Below are 12,679 nucleotides of genomic sequence, written 5' to 3' on the forward strand. Positions count from 1 at the left end.
TACTGCCTCTGCTGGCCGGTCCGGCGCAGGTGGTCAGCCGACCGGTGCGCTCTTCAGCCAGGACAGGGCGGCACGGTGGTAGGCGACGGCGAACTCCAACGCGCTGGCGTCGTAGTTGTCGCCCTCCTTCTTGGCGTTCTTGACCTGCTCGCGCACCGCCGCCAGGGCCTCGGTGTGGTACTCGTTCGCCGAGGCGTACAGGTTCTTGAGCTGGCTCGCCGAGTGCAGGTTGCCGAAGGCGATCCGTAGCGCTATCGGGTTACGGATGGTGTCCCGGCCGGGGTTCTCCGCCAGCCAGCGGGAGAATGTCCGTTTCCCGGCCGCGGTGATCGCGTACGGCTGGCTCAACCGCGGCCCGGGCTTGCCGAGCCGCACGAGGCCCTTCTCGGCCAGGACGGGAAGCTCCCGGTAGACCTGGCTGCGGGTCATCGACCAGTACGGCGCCAGCCGGCGCTCGGCGGCGGCCATGAGTTGGCCGCCTGTCATCGGGCCGTCGTGCAGCAGACCCAGCAGGGCCGCCGCCGTCGGGTTGACTCCGGATTCCGCCATGCCCTCTAAGCTGCCACTTTGTCGGACCTGGCGTCCAGGATTTGCCGTTTTAGCCACCCGTTGGCTGGTCCGATGTGCACTGTCGGCGGACGACAGTCCGCCGGGGACGTCCGTGCCCTCCCCCGGCCGGCCGGTCGCCGGTGACGCTACGTGCGCCACCGGCGACCGTCGCGCAGGTCAGCCCATGTGCGGGTAGCCGTGGTCGGTCGGCGGGACGAAGGTCTCCTTGATCGTCCGCGGCGACATCCAGCGGACCAGGTTGTGCCAGGAGCCCGCCTTGTCGTTGGTGCCGCTGGCCCGGGCGCCGCCGAAGGGCTGCTGCCCGACCACCGCGCCGGTCGGCTTGTCGTTGATGTAGAAGTTGCCGGCCGCGTACCGCATCTTCTCGGCCACCTGGTCGACCACCCGGCGGTCGGTCGCGAAGATCGACCCGGTCAGCGCGTACGGCGCGATCGACTCGGCCTGGTGGACCACCTCGTCGAAGCGGGCGTCGTCGAAGACGTGCACGCCGAGGATCGGGCCGAAGTATTCGGTGGTAAAGGTCTCGTGCGCGGCGTCCGAGCACTCGAAGAGGGTCGGCCGGACGAAGTAGCCGACCGAGTCGTCGGCGGTGCCACCGGCCAGGACCCGGCAGCTGTCGTCACCCTTGATCAGCTCCAGCGCGGCGGCGTGCCGGCCGAACGCCTTGTCGTCGATCACGGCGCCGCCGAAGTTGCTGAAGTCGGTGACGTCGCCGTAGGTGAGCGAGTCGGCGGTGGCGGCCAGCCGGTCGCGCAGCCCGCCCTCCCAGATCGACCGGGGGATGTACGCCCGCGAGGCGGCCGAGCACTTCTGGCCCTGGTACTCGTAGGCGCCCCGGATCAGCGCGGTGTGCAGGGCGTCCACGTCGGCGCTGGTGTGCGCCACCACGAAGTCCTTGCCGCCGGTCTCGCCGACCAGGCGGGGGTAACCCCGGTAGCGGGCGATGTTGTCGCCGACGGTCTTCCACAGGTGCTGGAAGACCTTGGTGGACCCGGTGAAGTGGATGCCGGCCAGGTCCGGGTCGGCGAGCACGACGTCGGAGACCTCCTCGCCGCGCCCCGTGACCATGTTGATCACGCCGGGCGGCAGGCCGGCCGCCTCGAACAGCCGCATGGTGAAGTGGGCGGCGAACTGCTGGGTCGGGCCCGGCTTCCAGACCACGGTGTTGCCGAGCAGCGCCGGGGCCGAGGGCAGGTTGCCGGCGATCGCCGTGAAGTTGAACGGGGTGACCGCGTAGACGAAACCCTCCAGGGGCCGGTGGTCGAAGCGGTTCCACACGCCCGGCGAGGACATCGGCTGCTCGGCCAGGAGCTTGCGGGCGAAGTAGACGTTGAACCGGAGGAAGTCGATCAGCTCGCAGGCCGCGTCGATCTCGGCCTGGACCACGGTCTTGGACTGGCCCAGCATGGTGGCCGCGTTGAGCGTGTCCCGCCAGGGCCCGGAGAGCAGGTCGGCGGCGCGCAGGAAGATCGCGGCGCGCTCCTCGAACGGCAGCGCCCGCCACATCGGCGCGGCGTCCTTGGCGGCCTTGACGGCGGCGCGGGCGTCGTCGTGGGTGGCGTGGCCGGTCACGCCGAGCACGTGGGCGTGCTTGTGCGGCTGGACCACGTCGATCGGGTCGCCGGCGGCCATCCGCTGCTCGCCGGCGATGGTCATCGGCAGGTCGATCCGCTCGGCGGCCAGGTCGGCCAGCCGCCGCTGGAGCCGCTCCCGCTCGGCGCTGCCGGGCTCGTAGGTGTGGACCGGCTCGTTGCGCGGCTCGGGTACGGAGAACACGGCGTCCATCACAGGCTCCTGTGCGATCTCGACGGCGGTGGCGAGTAGGGGCCCGCGGGCGCCGGCCGGGAGGCCGGGTGCCGGGCACCGCGCAACGGACCGGTCGCGGCGGCGGGACCTCGGCCAATTCTTCCATGCGAGAGGCCCGGCCCCACCTCCACCGCCCCGGTTCCGGCCGCCTCCGCCGGCGCACCCGGACGCACCACCGCACACCGGACCGTAGGCGACAAGCCGCCCGCTCCGACGAATCCCTGGCCAAGTCGAACGCTCACCTGCGATCCGTTGCCGGCCGGTCACGACGGGATCGGACGCGCCGGGCTGACCCGGGTCGGCCGGCCGGGTCCGGAGCGGGACCGGGCGGGCCGCGTACCCTGGAGGGCCGGTGACCTGCCCGGCCTTCGCGGCCGATCCGGCGTCCGTCGAGAGGGAGACGATGAGCAAGCAGCCCGGCAGCTCCACGGCCGCGGAACCGGACCAGCCCGCCACCGGGCCGGCGGTCGAGACGCCGGCCGAGTCCCCCTCGGACGGGACCGTCGAGGCCGCGCCCGCCGGGAGCCGCCCCGCCCACGCGCCCGGCGCCCTCGTGCTGGCCGTGCTGTCGCTGGGCTGGCTGGCCGCCATGCTCTGGTCCACCCGGGCGGCGATCACCTCGGCCGCGGCCGGGGTCACCGCGATCAGCCTCTCCGCGTACGCCCTGCCCGGCGTGATCACCGCCGCGCTGGTGGCCGGCGCCGCGGTCGCCCTGGCGGCGACCAACCGGCTGGGCCGGGCCACCCTGCGCTTCCTGGCCGCCGTCGGCGCCGGCCTGCTGGTCGGGCTCGCCGCCGCCGTGGCGGTCAACCTGACGTACGCCGACAACGCGACCACCAACACCATCGCCGGCACCACGGCCGCGGCGGCGATCATCGGCGGGGCGATGGCCGGGGCGCGTAACGCCCGGGTGGTCGGCGGGCTGGCCGCCGCCACGCTCGCCGCGCAGGTCTTCGTGGTGCTGTTCAGCCGCGCCCGGGACCCGCTCTCCGACCTGTTCGGTGCCGGGGACACCCAGGAGTCGATGCTCGACGCCGCGAAGTGGGTGTCCCGGACCGAGTCCCTCCTCGCCGGGCTGATCGCCGGCGTGGTGGCGTACCTCTATCTGGCCTGGGCCCGCCGCCGCGCTGAGCGGCGCGACGGCGTCGTCGCGGAGGTGCGCTGGCCGGGGTACCTGCTGGCCGGTGCCGGCGCGGGCCTGCTCCTGCTGCTCACCGAGGTGATCATCCGGATCGGCGGGCGCGGGCTGCTCGACCTGGCGGCGGCGCTCAGCGAGGCGGACCAGGTGGCCCAGACGGCGCTCGGCACCTCGCGGGTGGACAACGGCATCTGGGTGCTCTTCGTGGGGGCGCTCACCGCGCTCATCCTGTTCGGCCGCACCCTCGGCCCGCGTGCCGTGGAGGACGAGGACGAGTCCGACTCCTGAGCCCTCCGGGGGTCAGGAAACCTCGCGCAGCAGCAGGTCCAGCTCGGTCACGTCGTACCACTCCAGCTCGTGGTCCTCGGCCCCGTCGACGGTGAACTGGGCGTCCGGGTCGCCGGCCTGCGCCTCCGCCACCACCTCGGCGGCGGCGGCCACGTCCTCGACGGCGTCCGCGCCGTCCACGTGGATCGCGGCCACGGACTTCACCGGCACCGGCCCGGAGAGGCCGACCACGCTGGACCCCAGCTCGCCGCCGATCCGGCCGACCGCGCGCGCCGGCAGGTCCACCGAGACGACCACCCGCCGCCGGGGCGCGCCCGGATCGGCCCGGAGCAGCAGCAGCGCCTCCTGGGCGGCCCGGGTGAAGGCGACGTACTCCAACTCCTCCTCGTCGCCCTCGGCGTACCACTCGCGCAGCTCCGGGGTGACCGCGTGCGCCTCCCCGCCGGCCAGGCCCTCCTCGCGCAGCCGGGCCAGCATGGGGACGGTCGCCGGCACGTACACCCGGACAAGCTCGTCGGTCACTGGTCTCTCCCCGCCGTCAGGCCCCGGCCGGCGGACGCCGGCTCCGGGCGCCGATCATGCCGTACGCCGTGACCGTCATACACCTCGCACCCGCCTGGGAGAAGTTCCCCGCCGGTGTGTCCCCCGGCCGGATTCGCCGTGGCGGGCCTGGGGCCATCGCGCTCCTGATGGCAAACTGAGGCAAACGAAGCCAACTGTGGGAGTCACCGTGGAGCCGAGGTTCCTGCTGCTGTCCGACGTGGCCGCCGAGCTGAACGTCTCGGACTCGCAGGTCTACCACATGGTGCGCAGCGGCGAGCTGCCCGCCATCAAGATCGGCGGGCGGGGCCAGTGGCGGGTCGAGCGCGCCCGGCTGGAGGAGTACATCGAGCGCAAGTACGCCGAGACCGCCGACTGGGTACGCGGCAATCCCCTCACGGAGCGCGACGCGGAATGAGCACCGGGTATTGACGGTCGGCGCCGCCCTGCCGGAAGATGAGAGCCTGTCGGAGGCAAACGAAGGCAAACGCAAGGAACAGGGGTTGATGATGGTCGACACCCGTCGCCCGCTGGCACCGCGTCCCCCGGTCCGGCTCCGGCCCGCACCGCCGCTCGACCCGCCCTGCACCGACCGGGACCCGGCCTGGGGCGAGGCCTGGGGCAGCGTCGACCAGCTCGCGCTCGACCTCTTCGACGCGCGCCGGGACCTCGACCGGCCCGCCGGCCGCGCCGCCGACCGCCCGACCCGTGCCGGTCGCTCGCCCGATCGGGCCACCGACATGCGGCCGGCGCCGACCGGTCCGGGGCGCTCCGCCGGCCCGCCGCCGGCCGCCCTGGTGACCGCTACCCCCGAGGCGGCCCGGGCGGCGCACCGGTTCGTCCGCACCTTCCTGGAGATCGTCAACGGCTACCGCCCGCCCGGGCAGCTCCGGCCGCTCTGCCTCCCCGAGGCCGCCGCCCGAGTGGCCGCCGAGCTGACCCGCGCCGCCCGCCGGGCCGGCCCGGCACGCCGCCGCACCGCCCGGCCGGTCCTCCAGCTCCGCCGCCTACGGGTCTGCGAGCCCCGGTCGGGCGCGGTCGAGGCCGCCGCCGTACTCGCCGGTGCCGGCGGGGTGAGCTGGGCAGTCGCGCTACGCCTGGAACACCGCCGCGGCACCTGGCTCTGCACCGCCCTCACGGTCCTCTGACCCGCCGGCCCTCCCCCCTCCGCGATCTTGCACTTTGAGCCCGCGCGATGCGGCTTTCGCCCGTTTCGCCCGGGCAGCAACTGCAAGATCGCCGGGCTGGTCGTGGCGGGGACGGGGGCGGGGACGGGGGCGGCAACGGGCCCCGGCCGGTGGCCGGGGCCCGTTCTGGCGCTGGTGGTGGTGGTCAGTTGCCGCCGTTGGGGCTGCCGTGGCAGCGCTTGTACTTGCGGCCGGAGCCGCAGGGGCAGGGCGCGTTGCGGGACGGGCCCTCGCCCGCGCCCTCGACCTGCCCGGGGGCGGCCCGCCGGGCGGTGCTCGCCGCGACGGCCTGGCCGCTCATCCCGGCCGTCGACCGGCGCGGGGTGGACGCAGCCGGACGCTCCGACGTCTCGGGGCGGCCGATGCCCAGCGCCGGCGCCTGCTCGTCGGCGCGCTCGATCACCGGGGCGCCGCGGCCCGCCTCGCCGTCGACCGAGGGCGCCGAGTACTGCAGGCCCTGCTGCTGCGGCGCGCGGTTGAGACCCTTGGCCCGGATCTCCACCGGCTTCTCCAGCAGCTGGACCTCCTCCTCGGCCTCCGGCGCGGGCTCCTCGACCTGGACCTCCAGGTTGTAGAGGAAGCCGACCGTCTCCTCCTTGATGCCGTCCATCATGGTGGCGAACATGTCGAAGCCCTCGCGCTGGTACTCGATGACCGGGTCGCGCTGGGCGTACGCCCGCAGGCTGATGCCCTCCTGGAGGTAGTCCATCTCGTAGAGGTGCTCGCGCCACTTGCGGTCGATCACCTGGAGCAGGACCATCCGCTCGAGCTGGCGCACCGGCTCCTCGCCGAGCTGCTCCTCACGCCGGTCGTACGCGGCGTGCGCGTCCTCCTTGAGGCGGGCGAGCAGGAAGTCCTGGTCGAGGCCGGCCCGGGAGCCCACCTCCTCCTCCAGCTCGTCGATGGTGACGCCCACCGGGTAGAGCTGCTTGAGGTTGGACCAGAGCTGGTCGAGGTCCCAGTCCTCGGCGTAGCCCTCGCTCGTGGCGCCCACCACGTACGCACCGACCACGTCGTCGATCATGTTGCGGACCTGCTCGGAGAGGTCCTCGCCGTTGAGCACCCGGAGGCGCTCGGCGTAGATCACCTGGCGCTGCTTGTTGAGCACCTCGTCGTACTTGAGGACGTTCTTGCGGATCTCGGCGTTCTGGCCCTCGATCTGGGCCTGCGCGCTCTTGATCTGGCGGGTGACCATCTTGGACTCGATGGGCACGTCCTCCGGGATGTTGAAGCGCTCCATCACCGCCTCGACGGCGCCGGCCCGGAAGCGCTTCATGAGGTCGTCCTGGAGCGACAGGTAGAAGCGGGACTCGCCCGGGTCACCCTGCCGGCCGGCGCGACCGCGCAGCTGGTTGTCGATACGCCGCGACTCGTGCCGCTCGGTGCCCAGCACGTAGAGGCCACCGGCGGCGGCGACCTCCTCCGCCTCGACGTCGCAGGCCTGCTTCCACTTCGGCAGGATCTCCTCCATCGCCTTCGCGTACTCCTCCGGCTGCTCGACCGGGTCGAGACCGCGCTGGCGGAGTTCGTTGGCGGCGAGGAACTCGGCGTTGCCGCCGAGCAGGATGTCCGTGCCGCGGCCGGCCATGTTCGTGGCGACCGTGACCGCGCCCTTACGCCCGGCCTGGGCGACGATCTCCGCCTCCTTGGCGTGGAACTTGGCGTTCAGCACGGAGTGCGGGATGCCCCGGCGGCGCAGCATGTGGGAGAGGATCTCGGAGTTCTCCACCGAGACCGTGCCGACCAGCACCGGCTGGCCCTGCTCGTGCCGCTCGGCGATGTCCTCGACCACGGCGTTGAACTTGGCCTTCTCGGTCTTGTAGATGACGTCCGCGCGGTCGAGGCGGACCATCGGCCGGTGCGTCGGGATGGTCACGACGCCGACCTTGTAGACCTTGTTGAACTCGCTCGCCTCGGTCTGGGCCGTGCCGGTCATGCCGGACAGCTTCTCGTAGAGGCGGAAGTAGTTCTGGAGGGTGATGGTGGCCAGGGTCTGGTTCTCCTGCTTGATCTCCACCCCCTCCTTGGCCTCGATCGCCTGGTGCATGCCCTCGTTGTAGCGGCGGCCGTGCAGGATGCGGCCGGTGAACTCGTCGACGATGAGGACCTCGCCGTCGCTGACGATGTAGTCCTTGTCGCGCTTGTAGAGCTCCTTGGCCTTGATCGCGTTGTTCATGTAGCCGACGAGCGGCGTGTTGACCGACTCGTAGAGGTTGTCGATGCCGAGCCGGTCCTCGATCTTGGCGACGCCGCGCTCGGTGATGGCGATCGTGCGCTTGGCGTGGTCGACCTCGTAGTCGCCCTCACCGTCGGTGCCGGGCTGGAGGCGGGCCACCACGGCGGCGAACTCCTGGTACCAGCGGGCCGAGTGCTCGGCCGGACCGGAGATGATCAGCGGGGTGCGGGCCTCGTCGATGAGGATCGAGTCGACCTCGTCGACCACCGCGAAGAAGTGGCCGCGCTGGACCAGCTCATCCCGCGACCAGGCCATGTTGTCGCGCAGGTAGTCGAAGCCGAACTCGTTGTTGGTGCCGTACGTGATGTCGCACTCGTAGGCCGCCCGGTGCTCGCTGGCCGGCCGGTTGGGCAGCACCACGCCGACGGTGAGGCCCAGGAACTCGTGCACCCGGCCCATCCAGGCGGCGTCGCGCTCGGCCAGGTAGTCGTTCACCGTGACCACGTGGACGCCCTTGCCGGCGAGCGCGTTCAGGTAGACCGGCATGACCGAGGTCAGGGTCTTGCCCTCACCGGTCTTCATCTCGGCGATGTTGCCGAAGTGCAGCGCCGCACCGCCCATCACCTGGACGTCGTAGGGCCGCTGGCCGAGCACCCGCGAGGCGGCCTCCCGGCACACCGCGAACGCCTCGGGCAGCAGGTCGTCGAGGGTCTCCCCGTCGGCGAGCCGCTCCTTGAACTGGTCGGTCATGTCCCGCAGCTCGTCGTCGGTGAGGTTGACGTAGTCGTCCTCGATCGAGTTGACGGCGGCGGCGATGGCCTTGAGCCGACGCACCATGCGGCCCGAGCCAGCGCTAAGGACCTTTTCCAGAATCGACACGGATCAACGCTCCCCTAGACAGTCTCGAACCATCGTAGGCGCTCCGGCACGGCGATGGTCACTGGTGGCGGCGGTCCGGAGCCGCGAACCCGACATAACGCCGAGCGGGGGCCCTGAGCGGCGGTAATCGGGTTACGCCGTACGCGAACGATCCGGCACGATGGCTCGGGTGGAGCCTGTGGAGATCACCGAGGACGGTCTGCTGCTGCGACCCTGGCGGGCGGAGGACGCCGACGCGGTGTACCGCGCCTGCCAGGATCCGGACATCCAGCGCTGGACCACCGTACCTCGCCCGTACCTGCCCGAACACGCCCTCGGATTCGTGACCACGGTCAGCGGGACGGCCTGGGCGGAGGGCACCGGAACGCCGTTCGCGGTGTGCGACGCGGAGACCGGTGAACTGCTCGCCTCCTGCGGCCTCGTCGCGATCGACAGGGGCCTCGACTCCGCCGAGATCGGCTACTGGACCGCGCCCTGGGCCCGTGGCCGGGGCGTGGCGGTCCGGGCCACCCGGGCGGTCGCCCGCTGGGCGTTCGACGCGCTGAAGCTGCGCCGCCTGATCTGGCAGGCCGAGATCGGCAACCACGCCTCCCGGCTGGTCGCGCTCCGGGCCGGCTTCCGGGTGGAAGGCGAGCTGCGGATGGCCCACCCGGCGGTCGACGGCCGCCCGGAGGGCTGGATCGGCTCCCTCCTCCCGGCCGAACTCGCCGCGCCCGGCGAGCCCGCCCCGTACGGGCCGGACACCCTTCAGGCCCGCCGGGCGGCGGTCTTCGGCCGGCCCCAGCCGGACCTGTTCGCCACGGCCGGGACGACCGAGCTGCGGCTGCGGCCGCTGGAGGAGCGCGACCTCGACGCGATCGTGACCACCTGCCGCGACGAGGACACCATCCGCTGGACCACGGTGCCGCACCCCTATCAGCGCGAGCACGCCGAGGGCTTCCTGCGGGACATCGCGCAGGCGGCCTGGGCCCGGGGCACCGGCGCCACGTACGCGGTCGCCGACGCCGACGACCGGTACGTCGCCTCGATCGACCTGCGGATCTCCCCCGGCGCGCCGCTCGTCGCCGACGTGGGCTTCATGACCGCGCCGCACGCGCGGGGCCGGGGCTACCTGCCGGCCGCGCTCGCCGCGCTCTGCGCCTGGGGCTTCACCACGCTGGGGCTGGCCCGGATCGAGTGGCGGGCCAACGTGGGCAACACCGCGTCCCGCCGGGCCGCCGAGAAGGCCGGCTTCACCGTCGAGGGCACCCTCCGCGGCGGCGTCCAGCACCGCGGGGAACGGCAGGACGTCTGGGTCGGCGGGCTGCTCCCGCAGGACCTGTGATGACACCGGAGACCATCGAGGCGTACGGGGTGCGGCTGCGGCCGAACCGGCTCACCGACCTCCCCGACACGGCCGCCGCCTGCGCCGACCCGCTGACCCAGCGGTTCCTGCCCGGCCTGCCCGACCCGTACACCGAGGAGAGCGCCCGGTGGTGGATCACCGAGGGCGCGCCGGCGGCCTGGGCCGGCGGCGGCGCGGCGTACGTGATCGCCGACCCGGCCACCGACCGGTTGATCGGCGCGGCCGGCCTCAGCCACCCGGTGGCGGAGCGCGGGCAGGCGGAGATCGGCTACTGGGTCGCGCCGTGGGCGCGCGGCCGGGGCGTCGCCACGGCCGCCGTCCGCGCGCTGGCCGAGGCGGCGTTCGCCACCGGCACGGTCCGGCTCGAACTGCTCACCCAGGAGGAGAACGGGCCCAGCCAGCGGGTTGCGCTGGCCGCCGGGTTCCGCCACGAGGGGGTACGCCGGTCGGCCGGCCAGGGTCGGCACGGTCGGCACGACCTGGCCGTCTGGGTGCGCCTCGCCGACGACCCGCCCGGCCCGACCGCCCGGCTCCTGCCGGACCTGCCCGAGGGCCGGCTCACCGACGGCGTGGTGACGCTGCGCCGGGTGGGGCCGGAGGACGCCGAGGCGCTGTACCGCCTGCACTCACTGCCGGAGGTGGTGGCGAACCGGGTCCCGCCGGTGGCGCCGGACCGGGCGTCCATCGAGCGGCGCTGCCGGCTGGCGGAAAGCCGTTGGCTCGCCGGCCTCTCGGCGGACTTCGCGATCCTCGACGCGGCGACCGGCGCGGTGGCCGGCGGCTGCGCCCTGATGTACGACGAGCCCGCCACCGGCCAGGGCATGCTCGGCTACAGCCTGCTGCCGGAGGCGCGCGGCCGAGGGCTGACCACCCGGGCGGTGCGGCTCGTCGCCGGCTGGGCGTTCGACGTCGGGCTGGCCCGGCTCTGGGCCGGCACCCGAGCGGAGAACGTCGCCTCCCAGCGGGTCCTCGACAAGGTCGGCTTCCGGCGGGAGGGGCTGCTGCGCGGCCGGCTCCCCGGCCCGGACGGCACCCGGTACGACTCGCTCGTCTTCGGGTTGCTGCCGGACGACCGCACCACCTGACGGCGGAAGCCGCGGTGGTCGCCCACCACGGCTTCCGGCCGGTCGTGTCCTGCGGGGTGGTCAGGGGTCAGGTGTCGAGCGAGATGATCCCGTAGTCGTAGGCGTGCCGGCGGTAGACCACGCTCGGGCGGCCCGACTCCTTGTCCTGGAACAGGTAGAAGTCGTGGCCGACCAGTTCCATCTGGAACAGCGCGTCGTCGACCGTCATGGGCTCGGCGGGGTGCACCTTCGCCCGCGCGATGTGCCACGGCTGGTCGTCGTGTTCCTCGTAGCCGCCCTCGTCGGGCCGTTCCGCGACGGCGGTGGCCGTCCCGTGCCCGTTCAGCGACGCCAGGCCGGGCTCGTCGAGGCCGGCCACCGGCAGGTCGGCGGTGGCGGCGGAGACGGAGAGCGGCGCGTGCCGGCCCCGGTGCACCCGGCGGCGGTCGGCCGCCCGGCGGAAGCGGGTGTCCAGCTTGGCGATGGCGGCGTCCAGCGCGCTGTAGAAGTCATTCGTGCAGGCCTCGGCCCGGATCACCGGGCCGCGCGTCACGCAGGTGATTTCCACCCGCTGGCAGTGATCGGCCTGGCGCGGATTGCGCTCGTGGAACAACTCGACGTCCACGCGAATGAGCTTGTGGTCGTAGCGTTCGATCTTTGCGAGTTTCTCGGCTACGTGCACCCGGTAATGGTCCGGCACTTCGACGTTACGGCCCTTGACCACGATGTCCACGTGACCTCCCTTGTTCGGACGGTCGTTCGGTCCGGATCTTCCGGTCGACGCACCCAGGGAGAACCCCGTTCGGCGTCGACCGATGGTGTACGGCTACGCCTCCTTCCAGTGCCGGGGAAGGTTGGAGACCTCCTACCCCCGACACGAAAACGCTAACTCCTGTTCGGCCACCAGTCACCCCCAGTCGCCGGGAGAGGCCGCGAAATTTAACAGCTCATACACCATGGGGTGAAACGGAAACACGAAGCGTCACTGATGGTGCCGTTTTTGCGTTGCGGCGAGCACGGCCGCGGCGTTTGGCGTCATTCCCGCGTCGCGCAGAACACGGCTCACCGCCGCCAGCGTCGCCCCGGTCGTGACGATGTCGTCGAGCAGCACCACGGACCCGTCCGCCCCGCCGGCGCGGCGCAGGCGGAACGCCGCCTCGGCAGCGGCCGCCCGCCCGGCGCTGTCCAGCGCCACCGAATCGGGCCGGGGCAGCGCGCGCAGCGGGCGGAGCACGCGTACCGGCCAGCCGGCCGCCCGCAGCCGGTCCGCCGCGTGGCGGGCCAGCCGGTCCAGGTGGTCGCCGTAGCGGGCCCGGGCCGCCCGGGCGGTGTCCGGCACCGCCACCAGGGTCACCGCCTGACGCGGGCCCACCGCCCCGGCGACCACCTCGGCGAGCAGCGCGCCCAGCGGCCGGGCCAGCCCGTGCCGGCCCCGCTCCTTGTACGCCAGCAGCCCGTGGCGCAGCGCGCCCGCGTACGGGCCGAGGGCGACGCAGGGCGGCAGGCCCGGTGGGGCCGGATCGGGGCGGGTCGGCGCGGGGCGCAGCGACTCCAACTCGCCGACGCACCGCGGGCAGAAGCCCTGCCGCAGGTCGGGTGCCCGCTCCGCGCAGCCGGCGCACCCGGCCGGCAGCACCAGGTCGGTCAGATCCGACCAGACTCCGCGCAGGTCCCGCACCGGGCGCC

The 12,679-nt window shown here is 73.2% G+C and carries 11 protein-coding genes; 5 read left to right on the top strand and 6 right to left on the bottom strand.

Features of this window, described 5'->3' with window-relative positions:
- Positions 1 to 33: 33 nt before the first annotated feature.
- Together GA0070603_RS14825 and pruA are read right to left on the bottom strand one after the other, a co-directional pair.
- Complete coding sequence (locus GA0070603_RS14825; RefSeq protein WP_091313480.1) at positions 34 to 549, bottom strand: PadR family transcriptional regulator; 516 nt, start codon at positions 547 to 549, stop codon at positions 34 to 36.
- Positions 550 to 726: 177 nt separating this feature from the next.
- Positions 727 to 2,355 (bottom strand): L-glutamate gamma-semialdehyde dehydrogenase, encoded by a 1,629-nt coding sequence (gene pruA / locus GA0070603_RS14830; RefSeq protein WP_091313482.1) that lies wholly within the window; start codon positions 2,353 to 2,355, stop codon positions 727 to 729.
- Positions 2,356 to 2,779: 424 nt separating this feature from the next.
- Here pruA and GA0070603_RS14835 point away from each other — a divergent pair, with 424 nt between their 5' ends.
- Positions 2,780 to 3,802, top strand: a complete 1,023-nt coding sequence (locus GA0070603_RS14835) for a hypothetical protein (RefSeq protein WP_091321964.1) — start codon at positions 2,780 to 2,782, stop codon at positions 3,800 to 3,802.
- Positions 3,803 to 3,814: 12 nt separating this feature from the next.
- Here GA0070603_RS14835 and GA0070603_RS14840 read toward each other — a convergent pair whose 3' ends face one another.
- On the bottom strand, positions 3,815 to 4,324 hold the full coding sequence (locus tag GA0070603_RS14840; RefSeq protein ID WP_091313483.1) for a DUF6912 family protein: 510 nt from the start codon (positions 4,322 to 4,324) through the stop codon (positions 3,815 to 3,817).
- Between the two features lie 208 nt (positions 4,325 to 4,532).
- Here GA0070603_RS14840 and GA0070603_RS14845 point away from each other — a divergent pair, with 208 nt between their 5' ends.
- Together GA0070603_RS14845 and GA0070603_RS14850 are read left to right on the top strand one after the other, a co-directional pair.
- Positions 4,533 to 4,760: a helix-turn-helix domain-containing protein gene (locus GA0070603_RS14845; RefSeq protein ID WP_091321966.1), complete on the top strand. Its 228-nt coding sequence runs from the start codon at positions 4,533 to 4,535 to the stop codon at positions 4,758 to 4,760.
- Between the two features lie 91 nt (positions 4,761 to 4,851).
- Positions 4,852 to 5,490, top strand: a complete 639-nt coding sequence (locus tag GA0070603_RS14850; protein ID WP_091321968.1) for an Rv3235 family protein — start codon at positions 4,852 to 4,854, stop codon at positions 5,488 to 5,490.
- Positions 5,491 to 5,674: 184 nt separating this feature from the next.
- On the opposite strand, the gene secA is transcribed toward GA0070603_RS14850, so the two are convergent.
- Complete coding sequence (secA, locus tag GA0070603_RS14855; protein WP_091313486.1) at positions 5,675 to 8,584, bottom strand: preprotein translocase subunit SecA; 2,910 nt, start codon at positions 8,582 to 8,584, stop codon at positions 5,675 to 5,677.
- Between the two features lie 160 nt (positions 8,585 to 8,744).
- On the opposite strand from secA, the gene GA0070603_RS14860 reads away from it, so the two are divergent.
- Together GA0070603_RS14860 and GA0070603_RS14865 are read left to right on the top strand one after the other, a co-directional pair.
- Positions 8,745 to 9,908 carry a GNAT family N-acetyltransferase gene (locus GA0070603_RS14860; protein ID WP_425270434.1) on the top strand — a complete coding sequence of 388 codons (1,164 nt, stop codon included), beginning with the start codon at positions 8,745 to 8,747 and terminating at the stop codon, positions 9,906 to 9,908.
- Complete coding sequence (locus GA0070603_RS14865; protein ID WP_091313491.1) at positions 9,908 to 11,014, top strand: GNAT family N-acetyltransferase; 1,107 nt, start codon at positions 9,908 to 9,910, stop codon at positions 11,012 to 11,014. Before GA0070603_RS14860 ends, GA0070603_RS14865 begins: the two co-directional genes overlap by 1 nt.
- A gap of 67 nt (positions 11,015 to 11,081) precedes the next feature.
- Here GA0070603_RS14865 and hpf read toward each other — a convergent pair whose 3' ends face one another.
- Positions 11,082 to 11,726, bottom strand: a complete 645-nt coding sequence (gene hpf / locus GA0070603_RS14870; protein ID WP_091313495.1) for a ribosome hibernation-promoting factor, HPF/YfiA family — start codon at positions 11,724 to 11,726, stop codon at positions 11,082 to 11,084.
- Between the two features lie 249 nt (positions 11,727 to 11,975).
- Positions 11,976 to 12,671, bottom strand: coding sequence for a ComF family protein (locus GA0070603_RS14875; RefSeq protein ID WP_091313497.1), 696 nt, complete (start codon positions 12,669 to 12,671; stop codon positions 11,976 to 11,978).
- Positions 12,672 to 12,679 lie beyond the last annotated feature (8 nt).

It is taken from the genome of Micromonospora chersina (genome assembly GCF_900091475.1).
GTDB lineage: Bacteria > Actinomycetota > Actinomycetes > Mycobacteriales > Micromonosporaceae > Micromonospora > Micromonospora chersina.